The sequence below is a fragment of the Acinetobacter sp. S40 genome (genome assembly GCF_016624705.1).
Taxonomy (GTDB): domain Bacteria; phylum Pseudomonadota; class Gammaproteobacteria; order Pseudomonadales; family Moraxellaceae; genus Acinetobacter.
Genome location: NZ_JACVTU010000007.1, coordinates 86,050 through 103,935, shown reverse-complemented (window position 1 = coordinate 103,935; position 17,886 = coordinate 86,050). Strand labels below are relative to the sequence as shown.

Sequence of the window (17,886 nt, the reverse complement as noted above, 5' to 3'; positions counted from 1 at the left end):
AATCCTTTAAAAGTTATAAACCATCATCAAATTTAAAAGTTTGTTCCATTTTCCATCATCGCCTACAGCCAGAGAGCTAGCCGTACCACCTACAAAAGGATCATTTTTACTTATTAAGTATTCGGTATATAAAGAGATATTTTTATAGTCCCATGCCACTCCCAAGATGTTGCGTTGCGAATCTTTAAAACCTTTTTCTTTTTTGTTGAATCCACTAAATACCAGATATGGCGTGATGTTGAGCGAATTCCTCACATTCTTAAATACATAGCTTGTATCGACCGTGTAGAAATACCCCTCATTGGCAATATCATATTCACTATCAAATGAGCCTAAAGTGGATGAATTAGGACGAATTACATCCCCATTCTTAATTTTTTGTTTACCTCCAGTCATAACCACATTTAAATTTTTATAATTTATTCGATTAAATAGCGCCCATGTGTTCCTATTTCCGTCACTAGAATTTTTTTTATTTTCAATATCGGAATACCAGTAACTTGCACCGACTGATACGTTTAAATCATCGCGACTTAAAAATTGAAGATCCTGATCGACTCTCATCATCCACATATTTTTTTCTTGTAAATCTGTTTTGAGAGGATCGGATGATCGAACAACATTGGCTGTGTAACGTGCAGAATCTACAGTTTGACCGTGATAATTACCGCCATCAGTAACGAAATAAGCTAAATCAAGTTTGGTGGCAGAAGGTAATTCAAAATGATAATTCACGCCTAAATTTAAAGCGTCTTGTAAGCCCATAGTATTGTTAATACCTGCGTAGAAACTGCTGTCCCAGAAACGACTTGGTCCAAAAGGAATCGCTTGTAATCCTAAAGTAAGATTATTTGTAGAATTGAAGTGATAACCTATGTACCCATAAACTAGAGTAGAAAAATCACATAATTTATCGTATTGATAACAACGGTATTCAACTTTGCCAAACCAGTCTGGAGACTCATAAGCAAGTCTAAGGATTGCGGCATCAAACTTTATTTTCTGGTCGGTTGCAGATTCGCCATAATCTTTGTCTTGATAATTTGCCCGTAAAGTTCCAGACACTGTTAACGCTCCAGTCTCTATTTGAGGATCACCAAAAGTAATTGCGGCATATACAGGTAGCGTTACACCAAAAGCAAATAAACTGATTCCTGCTTGAGATTTAAATTTATTCATGACATGTCCTTGTTGAGATGAATATTTTTAGAAATTACTTCCTATTTCTGGGTGGGATAAATTTTATTCTCACTATCTATCTAAGTATGAAAAATTAGATGTTTCTATGAGTCAAACAGCTGTTCCTTTAGATATCAAAAAATTTGTAGATCAGTTAAAAAATATCAATTAAGCAATGTGTTTAAATATAGATCATTATGTTCATTTTTTGAATATATATTTTGAATAAATCATAAAAAATAATCTAATTTGTAATTTCTCCATAGCATTTATCATTTTTTATTATTTTTTTTAAATTTATATCTATATGTTATTTAATAAATTTTTTTTATTTTGTGGATTGGTTAAAAATAACACTTGAAAAAAATGAACGTTGTATTTAAATTTTGAACATTGATAGGTTGTGAATAATGACTTATTCAACTCATCAGGAGAACGTCATCATGGTTGATACAACGAATTATTTTAAGAAAAGATTAAAGACTCAGCAGCAATTGGGACTCTGGATCGGTCTAGCTGATGCAGAGGGCTATTGTGCCGAGATTGCAGCGAATGCCGGTTATGACTGGTTGTTGGTGGATGGCGAACATGCACCAAATAATATTCGTACGATTCTGACTCAGTTACAAAGTATTGCAGCTTACCCAAGTCAACCGATTGTTCGACCAGTAACGGGTGATGTCGCTTTGATCAAACAACTTCTTGATATTGGGGCACAGACTTTATTGATTCCCATGATCGAAACAGCTGAGCAAGCTGAATTAATGGTTAAAGCAACCCGCTATCCACCAGAAGGTATTCGTGGGGTAGGAGCGGTGTTAGCCCGTGCCTCGCGTTGGGCAAATATTCCTAATTATATTCATGTTGCGGATCAAGAAATCTGTATTTTGCTCCAGATCGAATCAAAAAAAGGGCTTGAGAATTTAGATGAAATTTTAAAAGTCGATGGCGTAGACGGAATATTTATAGGGCCGGCCGATTTATCCGCAGAATTGGGATATCGTGGTCAGCCTGAACATGAAAATATCCAAAAAATTATTGTTGAGATGATCGAGAAGATTCATAAAGCAAACAAAGCGGCAGGTATTTTTACGGCAGATGAAGCTCTTATCCAAAAATATATTGCCTTGGATGTGGAGTTTATTGGAATTGGTGTAGATACCTGCTTACTCATGGATTCTATGAAGCAGTTATTAGGGAAGTTTAAAACAGCACAATCGGCCTCTACTTGCTTAAAAAAGTAGGTCAACACTGAATCTAGTGAATCATTATTTACTGAACGTAAGGTTCAATAAATGAGTCTGGATATATTCATTTTTAAATACTGTGGTGATGAAAACGATTTCATATAACTTTTATTTTTAAAAAATATTATTTTATTTGATCGGTAAAAATATAGCTTTCGAATATTTCTATTGATAAAACCAAATAATATTTATGAACACTGTATTCACTATATGAACGTTTTATATTAAGCTGAGTCAAAATAACGGTTAAATGGATTTAAGAGTTAACCGAAATTACAAAGGAGATGCGCGTGGAAAAAGCGATACGCCCTACAGGAGTTTTGGGCACGTCAACAAAAAAGGGAAGCTTTATCACCAGACTGACTTGGTTGATGGCTGGTGGTATGTTTGTTGATGGTTTTGTACTTGGGTATATCGGCATGGTAATGCCTGCCATTACTCAGGATTTAGGTTTGTCCCTTAGCTGGCAAGGTCTTATTGGTGCTGCCTCACTTTTAGGTACACTTTTTGGGGCCCCTATTGGAGGTTGGTTTTCTGACCGTATAGGCCGTAAGTCTATGTTTACTTTTGATTTGTTTTTATTTCTAATATGTTCGGTTGCCCAATTTTTTGTTTCAGATCCCTATACTTTATTTGCGATACGGTTCTTGATGGGTGCTGCGATTGGAATTGAATATGCTGTTGGCTGGCCTTTACTTGCAGAATTTGCTCCAGCACGTATCCGTGGCAAGCTCTTATGTATCACTGAAATTGCATGGTATGTCGGATATTTAGTTTCGTATTCAATGGGTTATTTCCTTACTATACTTTGGGATACCCACTGGAACATTATTCTTGGTCTAAGTACGATTCCGACATTAATCGTGTTCATTATGCGTTTGGGAACACCAGAATCACCACGTTGGCTGATGAGCAAAGGGCGTGTGGATGAGGCCAATGCAATTGCCATTAAATATATGGGTGAGGAAGAACAGCAGGATGTTTTAAACCAAAAGCATGATTTAGGTAAAGCCAACGCGGGTTTTCTGGATTTATTTAAATCCCGCAATATTAAAGGGACACTTTTTTTCACGACCATGTTTGTAGGTTCAGCAACTCCATATTTTGCAATTGGTTTCTTCGTTCCAACTGTGCTAGAAAAATTAGGAATTAAAGATGGCTTTGCGGGCGGTTTATTTCTAAATATGTTGGCGGTTGCAGGTACGATTGCCTGTGCATTCTTAATTGAAAAAGTGGGTCGTCGTAAAATGTCGATTATCCCGTTTCTGATGACTACATTGGCTTTAGTGGTGATTGCTTTTGTCAGTAGTTCAACCATTATCATGATTAGTTTTCTGGTTTTCTCATTTGTAAATGCCATTACTGGAACCATTCTGGCTGTTTATCCTGGCGAAGTATTCACACAAGATGTAAGTAGTCTCGGTACAGGTTTTGGCACCTCAATGTCACGTGTAACTGCTTGTATTGGAACCTTCCTTGTGCCAAGTATTATTGCAGGTTATGGCGTGCAGGTTGTGATTTGGGCCACGATTGTGATTTCATTATTTGCAACAGTTATTGCTTATCTGTTCTGTCCTGAAACTAAAGGTAAAAAACTCAGCGAAATTTTCCACTAAATTTTATTCATCTCCTTAAGCTGTCTTGTTGCATACAGGACAGCTTTTGTATTTTATAAATTTCCTATAAGGTAAGAAAATAAATATAAAATTAATAAGTTAGATCAATAAGTCTGTTCAAAGGGCGTTGGGTGCATCTATTATGAAGGTTCTATGCTATATTACGCCCATTTATAATTTCATTAGTATTTAAATAATATTGAGGAAAATGGTGAGGTTCCATGTCTGAAGAAACTGAATTAAATGAAGACTCCAATGATAAGGAAATGGGCACTCCTGAACTCATTAATAAATCAGTGATTAAGGCAACAGTCATATTAAACAAATTAGGTCAATATCCTCAAGGCATTACAGTTACCGAACTAGCGCATGACGTGCATATGTCTCGACCCACTACTTTTCGTTTACTTTATAGTCTCGAACAGACTGGCTTTGTCGAAAGATACGATAATAAATATATGCTCGGCTGGAAAATCGCTCGTTTAGGACGTTTAGCTGATCCTCATAGTGGAATTGTCAATCTCATTCAGCCGATGGTGCAGGAATTTGCTAATCATCTTAATGAGTTAATCAGTTATGCGGTAGTGAATGGTGAAGGGGATTTTGACCTTATTCTTGAAGTTTCAGGGTCTCGTTGGTATGCCTTACAAAGTGGAATTAAGCAAGATCTGCCTTTACATGCCAGTGTAACTGGAAAAGTCATTTTGGCTGAACTGAGTGATGATAAAGTTGAATCTTTATTGCCTGAAAAATTACCTGCTTTAGCAAGTCGAACGATTAAGGATCGTGGCGAGTTTATTCGTCATTTACAACAAGTTCGAGTTCAAGAGTTTGCCATCATTGATGACGAGTTGGAAGATGGTCTATTTGGTGTTGGTATTGCTGTACGTGATCATACGGGTAAGTTGATTGGAGTCTTAGCAGCAGCAGGTCCAAAACAAAGGATTTTGTCACAATCGATTGTTCATATTGTAAGCCAGCTTCAAAATCTTGCAAAAGAAATTGTAGAAAAAATTGAACAAGCTTAATTAAAAAGAAAACAAGTTCAAATGCATGGGGTTAAGCAGGAGTCACTTTGTCATTTTGGGTCTGGATCATCGGTTTATCCAAAGATAAAGTTTCAATGAGGATCTCCAGTTTGCCCTTTCTACAATCAGCAAAGTAATGTTTGAGTGTTCGGCTAATACTTGAAAATGCTAATTCCGACCACGGAATTTCTTCTTCGGAAAAAAGACGTGTTTCTAATGTTTCTGGACCGACACCAAATTTCCCCTCTATTAACTGTGCTTTGAATAACATATAAATGTGTCCAATTTCAGGAAAATCGTAAATACATAAAAGCTGTTCAATATCGATGCTGGCTTCAGCCTCTTCCCATGTTTCTCTTATAGCGCCTTGCTCCATGGTTTCAAACAGTTCCATATAACCTGCTGGCAAAGTCCAATATCCATAGCGAGGTTCAATTGCTCGTCGGCACAGTAGAACTTTGTTTTCCCAAGTGACGAGAGCGCCACAAACCACTTTAGGGTTTACATAGTGAACTTGATTGCATCCTTCACAAACCTGTCGGATCTGGTGATCTCCCAGTGGAATACGTGCTGTGGTTAGTTGTCCACAGTGGTTACAAAATTGAATATCCATATTTTATTCTTCCATCAATTCCATGAAAATTTCAAAAAACTTAAATTGGATCATCCTAATAGAGGGGGGTATTCCATAACTTTCTCCCTATAAAAAAATACAAAAAAAGGGCGAAAAGAATAAATATCGAACTGAGATAGCCTAGGTAAAGAAGACCAAAGTTTAAAATAATCTGTCCCCCTAATAATGCACCACTCCCTATTCCAATATTGTAAACAGCAGAAAACATGGCCATGGCGATATCGGGTGCATCAGATGCTATTTCTAGAACTTTATTTTGTAAGATCATCCCCAATAGGGTTATGGAAATTCCCCACAATAATGAAATGACTAAAGTGCTAAAAATATAGAAGCTTGCCAGATGTAGGGCTAATGCACATAATAAAAGCATCAGCATGGGTAAAATAAATAATGCTATAGGATGGTTTTTAGATTTCTTGGCAAATAAAACTCCTCCTACAATTCCAGAAATCCCAATAATAAATAAATTAATTACAATCCAGAATGAACTAATTTTTCCAACCTGCTGTAAAAAAGGACTAATAAAAGTATAGGTGGTAAAATAGGCGCTTATCACTAAAGCCAGAGTAATATATACATATATAAGTGTTGGGCGCATTAATAAGCTTGGTAATGTACTTAAACTTCCTGAAAGATAACTCGGCAATCGGGGCAAGATAGAGACAAGAAGTAGTAATGTCAGTGTGGCTAAAAGTGCAATCAGTCCAAAAGAAAAACGCCAACCGAAGTGCTGACCAATGATAGTTCCGATCGGAACCCCCAAAACCATAGCCAATGAAGAGCCTGTTACCACTAAACTTAATGCTTTTGCTGATTGACCGGCCGGTGCTAATCGAACAGCAATAGGAATGGTAATTGCCCAGAATACAGCATGAGAGGCAGCCACACCTAAACGGGAAAATAATAAAGAGTTAAAACTCCATGAAAAAGCTGTAAAAACATGGCTAATAATAAAGATTAAGAATACATAAATTAATAAATTACGGCGCTCAAAACGAGAGAATAACATCGCAAAAGGCAGAGCGAATAAAGTAACTGCCCAAGCATATACCGTCAGGATCTGGCCTGTGTAAGCAACCTCTATATTAAAACTGGTTGCAATATCTGTTAATAATCCTACGGGTAAAAACTCAGTGGTATTAAAAATAAATGCTGCAATAGCTAAAGTAATAACAGGAATCCACGATTTATTTTTTTCATTTTTATAAATTGGCATACGTGATGTTCCAGTATTAAATATAATAACGATGATGAAATAAAAAATATAATAACTCCTAAAAATATGTTAGGAGTTATCAATGATTAATTTAAAAGTTGCTCAAATAAATAACCAAAAATTATTAAGAATGAGCTAAAAGACCATCTATGCGACGAATAATTTTCCATGGATTATTTTCTTGCAAAGCTGGTGGCAGCATTACATCTGGGAAAGTCTGATAGGCAACTGCCCGCATAAAGCGTCCAATTGCACCTGTACCTACGGAAGTTCGTGCAGATGAAGTGGTAGATGGGTATGGGCCACCATGGTGTTGAGCATAGGAAACCGTAACGCCAGTCGGCCAGCCATTCCATAAAATTCGGCCACATTTTTCATGGACCGCGTCAACGAAAGAGCTTAAGTTTTCATCTGCTTCAGCCTGTAATGTACAGGTCAATTGGCCCTCAAGTAATGCTACGATTTCTGCCAATTCACTTTCATCATCGTATTGAACCATCACAGATGCGGGACCAAACATTTCTAGTTCTAAAATTTCAGGTTTAGCTTTGATTGCGCTAACTGTGGTACACAGAATAGTTGGGGATGGTGCTTCTGCGCCATTTCCTTCAATTAAAACATCAACATTTGCGATTGCAGATACTTTGGAAAGTGCAGCTTCAAAACCTTTTCTAAGATTTGGTGATAAAAGTGGCGCAAATTTTTTAGTTGAAAATTCTTGTTGTAACAGAGGGAGAACAGCATCTTTTTCAAAACGAGGAACAAATAGCAAACCCGGCTTAGTACAGAATTGGCCCATTCCCATGGTCGCCGCATTTGCATAACCTGTGAGAATATCATTTTGACGAATTTTCCACGCTTTTTCAGTCACAAATACTGGATTAATGCTGCCTAACTCACCAAAAAATGGAATTGGGTTTGTTCGGCGCGAAGCGCGATCATATAAAGCACGCCCTCCAGCAAGGGAACCAGTAAAGCCAATTGCTTGTATTAATGGATGATCGACTAAGGCTTCAGCCGCTTCACGACCATGAATTACTGAAAATAACCCGTCTGGTGCCCCCACTTTTTTTAAGGCTTCAACTACTACTTCGCCTGTACGCAGACCAAGCGTTAAATGTGCGTCATGCACTTTGTGAATTACAGCACAACCAGCAGCTAATGCAGAGACACTATCTCCCCCCATTACACTAAAAGCAAAGGGAAAATTGGACGCACCAAATACTCCAACTACGCCTAAAGCGACATTCATACGACGGATATCTGGTCGGGCACCCATGCCCCAGTTTGCATCGGTATGGTCAATGGTTGCTTCAAAATGTAGACCGTATTGGATTTCTTTGGCAAATAACTGAAGCTGGAAAATTGTTCTTTTCATTTCACCTTGTAAACGGGCGATATCCAAATGCGTTTCTTTTCTCGCTAATTCGATCAGTTCATCTGCATGATGCCCCAATGCTTTGGCAATGGCATTCAACCATTCAGCACGTTGTTGGGGAGAAATTTGACGACTTGTTTCATAGGCCGATTGTGCCGCAGTAACCTGATCCTTGAACTGTTCAGGAGTAGTGATGAGAGTCATGTTGTGTCCTTTTAACCTTTTCTGAATCATGTTTGACATATCTATCTGAGAAAAATCAATCACATGTTTTTGAACATCTAGATTTCTATTTTTCCCTATTGACAGGATATTTTGGATATCATACATTGTGTTCATTAGTTAAACAAGTAGTTCACAATGTGAACGTTGAGATTTTATCTAAGCGTAGAGACCTCTGTTTAGGTTAAAAAGATAGGAAAGGAGACCTCGATGTCTAAACAAATTCGATTTTTTGCATTTGATTTTGCTGCACCCGCCCATTTATCGTCAGGTTTATGGCGTCATCCCGAAGATCGTGGCAATGAATACAAGTCAGTAAAATATTGGGTGGAATATGCAAAATTATTAGAAAGTGCTTGTTTCGATGGCATTTTTTTTGCCAATAATGATGGCTATCACGATAAATATAAGGGTAGTGTTGATGCTGCTTTAAGGGATGTTGCCCAGATTCCTGCTGATGAGCCAGCTTATATTATTTCTGCAATGGCTGCTGCCACTCGATATCTTGGTTTTGGTGTGACGTCTTCGACAGCTTACGATCAGCCTTACAATCTGGCGCGTAAATTTACGACTTTGGATCATTTAACGGATGGTCGCGTGGCTTGGAATTTGGTGACGTCTTATTCAGATAGTGCTGCACGTAACCTTGGCAATGGTACACAACGTGAACATGATGATCGTTATGGACATGCTGAGGAGTTTATTGATGTGGCACTCAAACTTTGGGAAGGGTCCTGGGAAGAAAATGCTGTGGTCATGGATCGTGAAAAATGCACGTATGTCGAACCTAGCCGTGTTCATGAAATTCAACATGAGGGTGAACATTTTAAGGTTCCAGGAATTTTTGTCTGTGAACCATCTGCACAACGTACTCCTGTGATTTTTCAGGCAGGCGGTTCGCCACGTGGGGTCGCGTTTGCTGCTGCGACTGCTGAAGCGGTGTTTTTAAATGCCTCTACAAAAGAAGCATTGAAAAAACAGGTCGATAATTTACGTGAACAAGCCACTGCAGCAGGGCGTAATCCGGATCATATTGCAACTGTGCAAATGATTACGGTAATTGCTGGGCGTACAGATGAAGAAGCACAACAACGTTATGATGATTATAAAAAACTAGTGAGCTATGAAGGTGCTATGGCCCGTTATAGCGGTTGGCTGAATCTAGATATGTCAGAGTATGACCCTGATGTACCATTAAAAGATGTCAAAACTAATGCCAGCCAAACCATGTTGAATTTCTTTCTGAAAATGGATCCAAGTAAGGAATGGACACCGCGTGATATTGCTGAATATAACGGGATCGGTGGAACCTCACCTGTGATTGTGGGTGGCCCTAAAAAAGTTGCCGATGAATTACAGGCATGGGTGGAAGAAACTGGGGTAAGTGGTTTTAACATTACCTATGGCATCAAGTATCAAGATATTAAAAACTTTATTGATTTTGCAGTACCTGAATTACAGAAACGTGGTGCGATGCGTACCGAATATGATGGGCCTACTTTACGTGAAAATCTGTTTGGCAAAGGAAAAACACGTTTGGCCGAAGATCATCCAGGGATGAAATATCGTCGTAACGCATCGGTCTAAGGAAAGACCGTTAGATAAATTTTAAGGAGAAAAACATGACTGCCAATAGCCAAGTGATTGCATCAGCAGATCAACGCAAATTATTTAGTTTGTTGCCAACAGGCGTCGTGGCCATTACTGGTACCACAGAAGAAGACAAGCCCACTGGACTTGTAGTTGGAACATTCCAATCGTTATCGCTTGAGCCCGCTTTAGTTACTTTCTGTGTAGATAAGTCTTCGAGTACCTGGCCTGTACTTCGTAACAAGGGTAAATTTACAGCCAATATTTTATCCACTTCACAACTTGATGTATGTAAAGCTTTAGGTCGAAAAGGTGAAGATAAATTTAAAGGTTTAAATTATGAAAATGGCCCACTTGGTACACCTCGTTTAGCACAATCAGTGGCATGGATTGATTGTACGGTCTTGTCTGAAGTAATTGCCGGCGACCATTTTATGATTGTTGGGGCAATTAAAGCCTTTCAGTTTGGTAATCAAGCACCTTTAGTTTTTAGTGGGGGCAAGTTGGCTGAATGTCAGCCATTACCCATGCCCAATGCTGAATCAAATGCAGAAAATACTCCAGCCAATTTAGCTGCACGTATTTCAAATGCGTGGACGAAAGCATGGGGAGAAGGAGATATTAAGGCCTTTGCCAGTATCGTAAGTCCAGATTATGTACGTTATGCCAAAGATACAGAAAAGTTCAGTCTAGCAGATATTCAGCAACAGATTCAGGACTCACATGCAGCATTTACTAATTTTCAAGTGGAAATCCTGCATACCGTGGAGCAAGAAGGCATGATTGCCTTGCATTGGAGAACAGTCGCTAAACACACCGGTGCATTTATGGGAGTTCCAGCTACACATCGTAGTGTCACAGTTTTTGGTTCTTCATTCATGAAGCATAAAAATGGTTTGATTACCCAAGAGTGGGTGGTCTGGGATCCAAGGGAGCTATTGGCTTCGATTGATATTTGGCACTTGGGTAATAAAGCCGTTTGAACCAAACATGAGGGGCGATCAAAAACCTCCTCAATACAAGGATTTATCCGTTGAGATTTTAAAGGAAATAAATATGTCATTAGATATTGAAGCAGTTGCGGATCGATTAATTGCAGCGCGTAAAAACTGTACACCTGTGGATCAAGTATTTTCCAGTGAAGAGGGCTTAAGTGTCGCGCTTGCTATTCAGGTACAACAAGAAATTATCCGTAAGGAAGTGGAAGAAGGCGGGCGTATTGCTGGATTTAAACTGGGTAATATTGCAGCTGCTATGCAAAATAAATTTGGTGTCGATCAACCTGACTTTGGTTACTTGATGGAAAGACTGTTCCACTTTGAACGAGTACCTGTATCGCCAGATCACTTTATTTCGCCTTATGTTGAATTAGAGCCTGCATTTGTTTTAAAGCATGATTTAGGTGGTTCACAAGTCACAGTGGCGGATGTAATTTCGGCAACGGATTATGTTTTACCTGCTCTTGAAATTATCGATTCACGTGTCAAAGACTGGAAAATTGGTATTTATGACACCTTAGCGGATTGTGGATCGGTTGGAGGCGTCATTTTAGGTGCTCAACCCCGCCAGATTAGTGAACTGGATTTAACCAATACTGCAGGTGATATTTTAGTGAATGGTAAGGTGGTTGCCCAAGGTAATACAGGCGATATTTATGGTAATCCAGTGTCTGCAATCGCATGGGTATGTCGCCGTGTGTCAGAGTTTGGGATTAGCTTTAAAAAAGGTGACATTATTCTTGCAGGCAGTTGCCTTGCCGCGGTTGAAATGACACCAGAAACTTCCATTACTGGCCGCTTTACAGGTTGGGGCGAAGTCTCTTTTGAATATCGGAATGGTCGTTAATTCATTTAAGTTTTCATTTTCATGATAATCGATAATCCATTTTTGGGTCGCCAGAAATGGATTATTTAATTTGAGCGGTTGCATAGGGATTGTTGTTTGAAAAGCAACTTCGCCATTAGGATTGGATTAAATGCTATTTTATTTCACTCATCTTTAGATTCTCTGATTTGAATCGTATTTCTGAACGTATTTAATAGTTTCTGTTATTTTATTTCTTGCTTATGAATTTGACTTTTCATTTGCCCTTGTCTATGAACGATTTAGTCTGAAATATCAGCAATAGTGGAAAATTTCTGGCATTACTTACTCTTGATCTTCGATTCTTTAATTTAATGGGCTACATAGATTGAGATCAAAGCATAATTTTAGAAATTAAAAAGTATTTTGATAGCCAAAAATTATTTTCGACTGAGTACAAACACACAGAGGAAAATTAAGAATAAACCGAGATAGCTCTGAGAGGTCAAGCTTTCTCCTACTAAAAAAACTGCAAGAATGGTTGCCACAGGGATTTCAACTAATGCGAGGGTCATGGCTTGACTAGCAGGAATATGTTTCAATCCAAAACTAAAAAATAAATAGCCCAAGAACATCGGCACTAGCGGGATGTAAAGAGCCACTATTAAATTTTCTGGATAAGTAAATAAGTTTGTGCCAGTAATGAAAAGCGTAGGTAATACCAGAACCGCACAAATACCAAAAATCAGTCCCATTGCTGCTCGAGAGTCAACGCCATGGCTGATAAGGTTTTTCATAATCCATGAATAAGATGCATAGCTGAAACTAGATAAAAGCCCAAAAAGAATACCCAGCAGACGATTTGATTGAACGACAGTATCCTCATGAACCGATGTGCCAATATGCGACAATAAAATAATACCGCTCAAGCCAAAAACAAAACTAATTAACCATTTTAGAGAAAGTTTACGGTGATCAAATATCCATTCCAATAAAACCGAAAATAGCGGTGCGCATCCAATTGAAACGACAGTTCCAATTGAAACACCTGCCAAAGAAACAGAAGAATAAAATGCGAAAGGACATAAAATAGAAACGATAATAGCGAGACCAATTTTGGTTTTAAAAGGCAAGATTTTTTTATAGTTACGGCGGATTGCTTTCAAACTCAAGACGGTATGAATCAGGCCACCGACCCCGACTGAAATAGTTGCAATGGCAATCGGTTGTAAGCCTTTTGAAAATGAGGCCGCCGCGCCTGCAGTGCCCCAAAAAAAAGCAGCAAGTAATACCGCAAGTAGACCTAATGAGTAATCGAGTGAAAAACGTTTTGTTAGTAAATTACTCATTTAGATTGGCTCAAAGCGAAAGAAAAAGTAAGGAGACGTTAGATAAAGTTTGAATATCATGGTGTCAATGCAGAACATAATCTACTTTGTACTATGAGGAGAACTTTCTATAAATATCGGTGCAATCATAATACAAAACGTTCATTATTTAAATATTGTGTTCAAAATTTTGAAAAATTCTAGATGTTCTGCAAAATGTTATAGTTATTTATGGGCATTTAATAAGATTAATTATTGTCGACTATTGTATTGAATGAATTACATTTAACTCATTTGTAATAGATGCGTGAGCAAGTTATACATTTATGAAACAGTATAAAGTGGGTGGAACACTTGCCTATACTGGAGGTCAATATAAAGATGCTGCCAACAGTTGGCTGTAACAAATGCGAATCCATTATTGGCTATTCCTGCACAAGGGAGAATATTTGCATTGAGCTATACAATTAATTATAAGTGGGACTTCTATTTTTAATAAAAAATTAAGTTAAAATAAGCCTTTATATGACTAATAAGGGCTTATTTTAACTTCTTGTTTTACTGCGTATGAAACCAAAATGTGCATTCAAAAAAGTCAGTAAAATAATGTCATTACAAATGCAATGTATAAAACAGTTAGAGATGAAAAGAAAAAAGGTGCTTAGTCATTAAATTTTAAACTGTATAGCGTTTGCTTAATCCCCAATCAGCCAAAATGCGACGATAAGTTGTAGAAGAACGATCTGCCTCAAAATGTGCTTCCATGGTTAAATCAAGTGGTAACTCTTCAGGTTTTTGCGTTTCAACCATTTCTTGATCCTCTGCAAAAATTTGTGCATTAAAGTCATACACAGCCTGTAAATCTCCAGTCGTATCAAAATTACGAGTCAGAGGAACAAACAAGCGGGTTTTATTATGTGAAACTGGGCAGCATGCGTTTAAAATTTTTAGAATTCCGTCATGAGGAAAATGCACAGTTAATATTGCAGAAAATGGTGGATATACATCAAACACACGTTTCCATAAGAAATCTTGTGGTGCTAAATGTTGCAATCCATGAGGATAATTACTTACATCACTGACATATTCAGTATGTAAACCATACTCTGTTTTTAGGGTTGAATATTTTGGAACGACAGGATTTTCACGACTGGCGAAGGCTTCATTATGCACCCATGCAAAATGTGCAACATCAATAAATCCTTCAAGTTGGCGTCCACTTGAACCTGCGATATCCACAAATGGCGGTAAAATGGCTTGATGTGTTTCATCTTCCCATGTATCGAGATGCGGAAAATTAGCCGATTCGACATTACGATTTTGAATACTGGTCCAGATCAAACCATATTTTTGTACCACGGGAAATTTGGTCAGTCGGAAACGATCTGAAATTTTAGTAAGTTCTGGTTGTGCAGGAATTTTTGTACATTTCCCTTCCGCGTTATAACGCAGGCCATGATAAGGACAAACAATTTCTTCACCTTCAACCCAGCCTTTCGTCAATGGTACACCACGATGTGGACAAATATCTCGCACCAGATGAATCTCACCTGACTCGGTTTTATAGAGAGCCATTTTAACGTCCAGCAAAGTGACTTGCTGTGGTTGAATAGCGACATCTTCAATTCGAGCAACAGGATACCAATGTTGGGAAAGGATCTCCCAATCCTGATCTTCAAATTGGCTATAACAAGGTTTGTTGATCAGATTGATGACTGGGATTGCATTCATGGCTGCGCCTCGTACTTTATTTTGGGAATGATCGAATTAAATGCAGTATTGAATGTATGGTGTATATTGTCTATTAGAATGATTTGTATAATATGTTCTAAAAAACAGAATGCTTCTAATTTTTTGTATTTTCTATATAGGTAATGGCGGTGATGAATGTTCCTTTTTCTCGATTTGCTGAATATTTTCTAGTGGTTGCTGAAACTGAAAATTTGCATAAAGCGGCGGAACAACTGTTTATTTCTGTTTCCGCAGTACATCGACAAATCACGCTTGCTGAGGAACAACTTGGTATAGCACTTTTCGAGCGTTTACCCAATGGACTTAAACTGACGCTCGCTGGTGAATTACTTTATTCAGATCTTTTACGCTGGAAAAAAGAGTTTATACAAACACGTATACGTTTTGATGAGATACAAGGCTTAAAACGTGGATCCATTGAAATGGGGCTAATTTCAGCATTAAGTGAAGGTTTTGTGATTGAAACTTTGGCTGAATTACAACAACAATATCCATGGATTACATTCAATATTCATACGCACGAAAGTAAGGCAATTATCCAAAAACTGATCAATACAGAAATCGATTTTGGTCTGATTCTCGACCCTTTGGTACATGCTCAACTTGAAGTTTTATCGTTTATCGAAATCCCAATCGGCTTTATTATGAGTCCGCAACATATTCTTGCGACTCAACCTAAACTTACGCTTGCAGATACCTATGAAAGCCGACATATCATTGCAGATGCGCCTTTAATGATCCATGAAAGAGTCATGGCGATGTATAAAAAACAGCACATTGTTCCTGTACATCAAACACTGACGAATGATATTCGACTTATGATTTCAATGTTAAAAAGAAATATGGGAATCGCAATTCTTAGCTACCTGGATGTTTATACAGCCGTTGAAAATAAAGAGCTAATTTTTATTCCTCTTCAAGAGCGCGCTATTCAGCCGTTAACCCTAGCACTTTGCGCAGGACAGCGCCGTCAGTTATCCAGAATCTCTCAAATCTTGATACAACAATTAAGCAGAAATATGGAAGAATTAAAAATTTACCCTAGCGACAAAAGTAGCCTGTAAGAACATTTGAAATATTCAAACCATAATCTATGTAAAAGGATTGAGATGGATCGAAATAAAAAATATTAAGTTATAGTTATCTGATGACTTTGCTTAATTGCCTCCAAACCAGCTAAAGAAAAGGTCATAAGATGCTGAAGCAGACGTTGTGAATCCATACTTGAAATGCTCTGTATGGGAGTCGGAACATTAGTACTGGCAATAATCAGCATCATACAGGGCGCAACAACACTCAGTACACAAGGCAAAAGTGCTGGATGATTTTCGTCTAGACCTGAAACCTGACTTATAATTTGACGAATATATTGAAATTTTCTGGTTCCATCGTGAGCCATGAACTGTTCTAGATAAGGGGTAGGAGAAAATAGTTCACGAATAAAAACCTGACTATGCCAGGCATCTTTTTCAACCAGTTTACTAATCAGTGTCTCAAAGAAAATTTCAAGTTTTCTGGTAGGAGAGAATGGACTTTTCACTAGCTCAGATAATTGTTGCTCATCAATATAATGGGCATGGGCTTCAGCCAAAACCGCTTTGTATAAACCTTCACGACCTTCAAAATGATAATTAATTGCTGCTAGATCCACTTGAGCTAACTGGGCAATCGCTTTATTGGTTGTTTGCGCAAAACCCTCTTGAGCAATTAATTGACCTGCTGCTTCAATAATTTTGGCTTTCGTTAAATCACCATCACGGCGACGTGATCTGGACATTGTGTAACCTGAATCAAATTTTGCTTTTTAAGTATATATTTTTTTGCCCAGTTGATGTAATTTAAATTTAAATTGAATTTAAACTATAATAATTTCATTCAAGGCGACTAACATGAAAAAAGGTGTTGTTGCGACTTTGCTGGTCGTTCTTATCCTTGCGCTAGCGTTTGCTGCATACTGGTATTGGAATAAAGATAAACCTTCGGAACACGAATTGACGCTGTATGGAAATGTTGATATTCGTCAGGTTTCACTGGCGTTTGAACAGGCAGGACGGATTCAGCGTTTAAATGTTCAGGAGGGAGATAAAGTACAACAGGGACAAGTACTTGCAGAACTAAATACCGATGCCTTAAAAATACAGGCACAACAAGCCAAAGCTCAATTAAATGTACAAAAACAGGCTGTCATTGCACAGGATGTGGGTACCCGCCCAGAACAGATTACTCAAGCCAAAGCTCAATTAACTTCTGCACAGGCACAGCTTGAAAAAGCCAGTAAGGATTTTCAGCGATTACAACTTTTGAATAATAGCACCGCAGGCCAAGCTATCAGTAAACAGGAACTTGATCTTGCTCGGACCAGTCAAGCGACTGCTGCTGCTACAGTTAAAGAACAGCAGGCTAATCTTGTGTTATTGGAAAAAGGTGCAAGAGCAGAAGATCGCGCCGCTACCAAAGCGCAGTACGAAGCCAGCCAAGCCAACCTAAATTTAATTGAATATCAAATTACTCAAAGTATATTACGTGCCCCAGTCAATGCAGTCGTTCGTGCCAGACTTCAGGAAGTGGGTGATATGACTACTGCTCAAAAAACAGTTTATACGTTGGCTCTCACAGATCCAAAATGGGTGCGTGTCTATGCCAATGAACAGCAGTTGGGTTTGATCAAAATGGGCAATCAGGCTCAAGTTATTCGTGATTCCCAGCCGAATCAGCCCATTTCAGGCAAAATTGGTTATATTTCTTCTGTAGCAGAATTTACCCCAAAAACGGTACAGACCGAAGATATCCGAACCACTTTGGTTTATGAGGTTAGAGTTTATGTAAATGATCCAGATGATCAATTAAAAATGGGTCAACCTGTGACAGTCAAAATCGCCAAAGCTGATTGAGT

15 protein-coding genes are annotated in these 17,886 nt (G+C 38.2%); 8 read left to right on the top strand and 7 right to left on the bottom strand.

Translation table 11 applies throughout. The annotated features are described in order from the left end of the window. Positions 1-6: 6 nt before the first annotated feature. Complete coding sequence (locus IAE19_RS10455; protein ID WP_200460880.1) at positions 7-1,179, bottom strand: hypothetical protein; 1,173 nt, start codon at positions 1,177-1,179, stop codon at positions 7-9. Positions 1,180-1,622: 443 nt separating this feature from the next. Here IAE19_RS10455 and hpaI point away from each other — a divergent pair, with 443 nt between their 5' ends. The 3 genes from hpaI to IAE19_RS10440 all read left to right on the top strand — a co-directional run bounded on the left by hpaI (position 1,623) and on the right by IAE19_RS10440 (position 5,070). Further along, positions 1,623-2,423: a 4-hydroxy-2-oxoheptanedioate aldolase gene (gene hpaI, locus IAE19_RS10450; protein WP_200460934.1), complete on the top strand. Its 801-nt coding sequence runs from the start codon at positions 1,623-1,625 to the stop codon at positions 2,421-2,423. A gap of 287 nt (positions 2,424-2,710) precedes the next feature. After that, positions 2,711-4,042, top strand: a complete 1,332-nt coding sequence (locus tag IAE19_RS10445; protein WP_200460879.1) for an MFS transporter — start codon at positions 2,711-2,713, stop codon at positions 4,040-4,042. A 221-nt stretch (positions 4,043-4,263) separates the two neighbouring features. Beyond that, the gene (locus tag IAE19_RS10440; RefSeq protein ID WP_200460878.1) at positions 4,264-5,070 is read left to right on the top strand and encodes an IclR family transcriptional regulator; all 807 of its coding nucleotides are present in this window, start codon (positions 4,264-4,266) and stop codon (positions 5,068-5,070) included. 31 nt (positions 5,071-5,101) lie between these two features. Here the strand turns inward: IAE19_RS10440 and IAE19_RS10435 are convergent, their stop codons facing one another. The 3 genes from IAE19_RS10435 to IAE19_RS10425 form a co-directional block, all read right to left on the bottom strand. Beyond that, a complete protein-coding gene (locus tag IAE19_RS10435; protein WP_200460933.1) occupies positions 5,102-5,677 on the bottom strand; it encodes an NUDIX hydrolase in 576 nt (191 codons plus the stop codon). A 61-nt stretch (positions 5,678-5,738) separates the two neighbouring features. After that, positions 5,739-6,920 (bottom strand): sugar transporter, encoded by a 1,182-nt coding sequence (locus IAE19_RS10430; protein WP_200460877.1) that lies wholly within the window; start codon positions 6,918-6,920, stop codon positions 5,739-5,741. A 124-nt stretch (positions 6,921-7,044) separates the two neighbouring features. Next, positions 7,045-8,502: an aldehyde dehydrogenase (NADP(+)) gene (locus IAE19_RS10425; protein ID WP_200460876.1), complete on the bottom strand. Its 1,458-nt coding sequence runs from the start codon at positions 8,500-8,502 to the stop codon at positions 7,045-7,047. Between the two features lie 228 nt (positions 8,503-8,730). On the opposite strand from IAE19_RS10425, the gene IAE19_RS10420 reads away from it, so the two are divergent. From IAE19_RS10420 to IAE19_RS10410, 3 genes are all read left to right on the top strand, one after another. Beyond that, positions 8,731-10,107, top strand: coding sequence for an LLM class flavin-dependent oxidoreductase (locus IAE19_RS10420; RefSeq protein WP_200460875.1), 1,377 nt, complete (start codon positions 8,731-8,733; stop codon positions 10,105-10,107). Between the two features lie 35 nt (positions 10,108-10,142). After that, positions 10,143-11,093 carry a flavin reductase gene (locus IAE19_RS10415; protein ID WP_200460874.1) on the top strand — a complete coding sequence of 317 codons (951 nt, stop codon included), beginning with the start codon at positions 10,143-10,145 and terminating at the stop codon, positions 11,091-11,093. Positions 11,094-11,166: 73 nt separating this feature from the next. Beyond that, positions 11,167-11,955, top strand: coding sequence for a 2-keto-4-pentenoate hydratase (locus IAE19_RS10410; protein WP_200460873.1), 789 nt, complete (start codon positions 11,167-11,169; stop codon positions 11,953-11,955). A gap of 398 nt (positions 11,956-12,353) precedes the next feature. Here IAE19_RS10410 and IAE19_RS10405 read toward each other — a convergent pair whose 3' ends face one another. Next, positions 12,354-13,262, bottom strand: a complete 909-nt coding sequence (locus IAE19_RS10405) for a DMT family transporter (protein WP_200460872.1) — start codon at positions 13,260-13,262, stop codon at positions 12,354-12,356. A gap of 654 nt (positions 13,263-13,916) precedes the next feature. Continuing rightward, complete coding sequence (locus IAE19_RS10400) at positions 13,917-14,972, bottom strand: aromatic ring-hydroxylating oxygenase subunit alpha (RefSeq protein ID WP_200460871.1); 1,056 nt, start codon at positions 14,970-14,972, stop codon at positions 13,917-13,919. Positions 14,973-15,124: 152 nt separating this feature from the next. Between IAE19_RS10400 and IAE19_RS10395 the strand changes: the two genes are divergently transcribed. Further along, a complete protein-coding gene (locus tag IAE19_RS10395; RefSeq protein WP_200460870.1) occupies positions 15,125-16,057 on the top strand; it encodes a LysR family transcriptional regulator in 933 nt (310 codons plus the stop codon). A gap of 65 nt (positions 16,058-16,122) precedes the next feature. Here the strand turns inward: IAE19_RS10395 and IAE19_RS10390 are convergent, their stop codons facing one another. Beyond that, entirely contained in the window at positions 16,123-16,770 is a 648-nt protein-coding gene (locus IAE19_RS10390) for a TetR/AcrR family transcriptional regulator (RefSeq protein ID WP_200460869.1), read from the bottom strand. A 112-nt stretch (positions 16,771-16,882) separates the two neighbouring features. Here IAE19_RS10390 and IAE19_RS10385 point away from each other — a divergent pair, with 112 nt between their 5' ends. Then, positions 16,883-17,884, top strand: a complete 1,002-nt coding sequence (locus IAE19_RS10385; RefSeq protein WP_200460868.1) for an HlyD family efflux transporter periplasmic adaptor subunit — start codon at positions 16,883-16,885, stop codon at positions 17,882-17,884. Positions 17,885-17,886 lie beyond the last annotated feature (2 nt).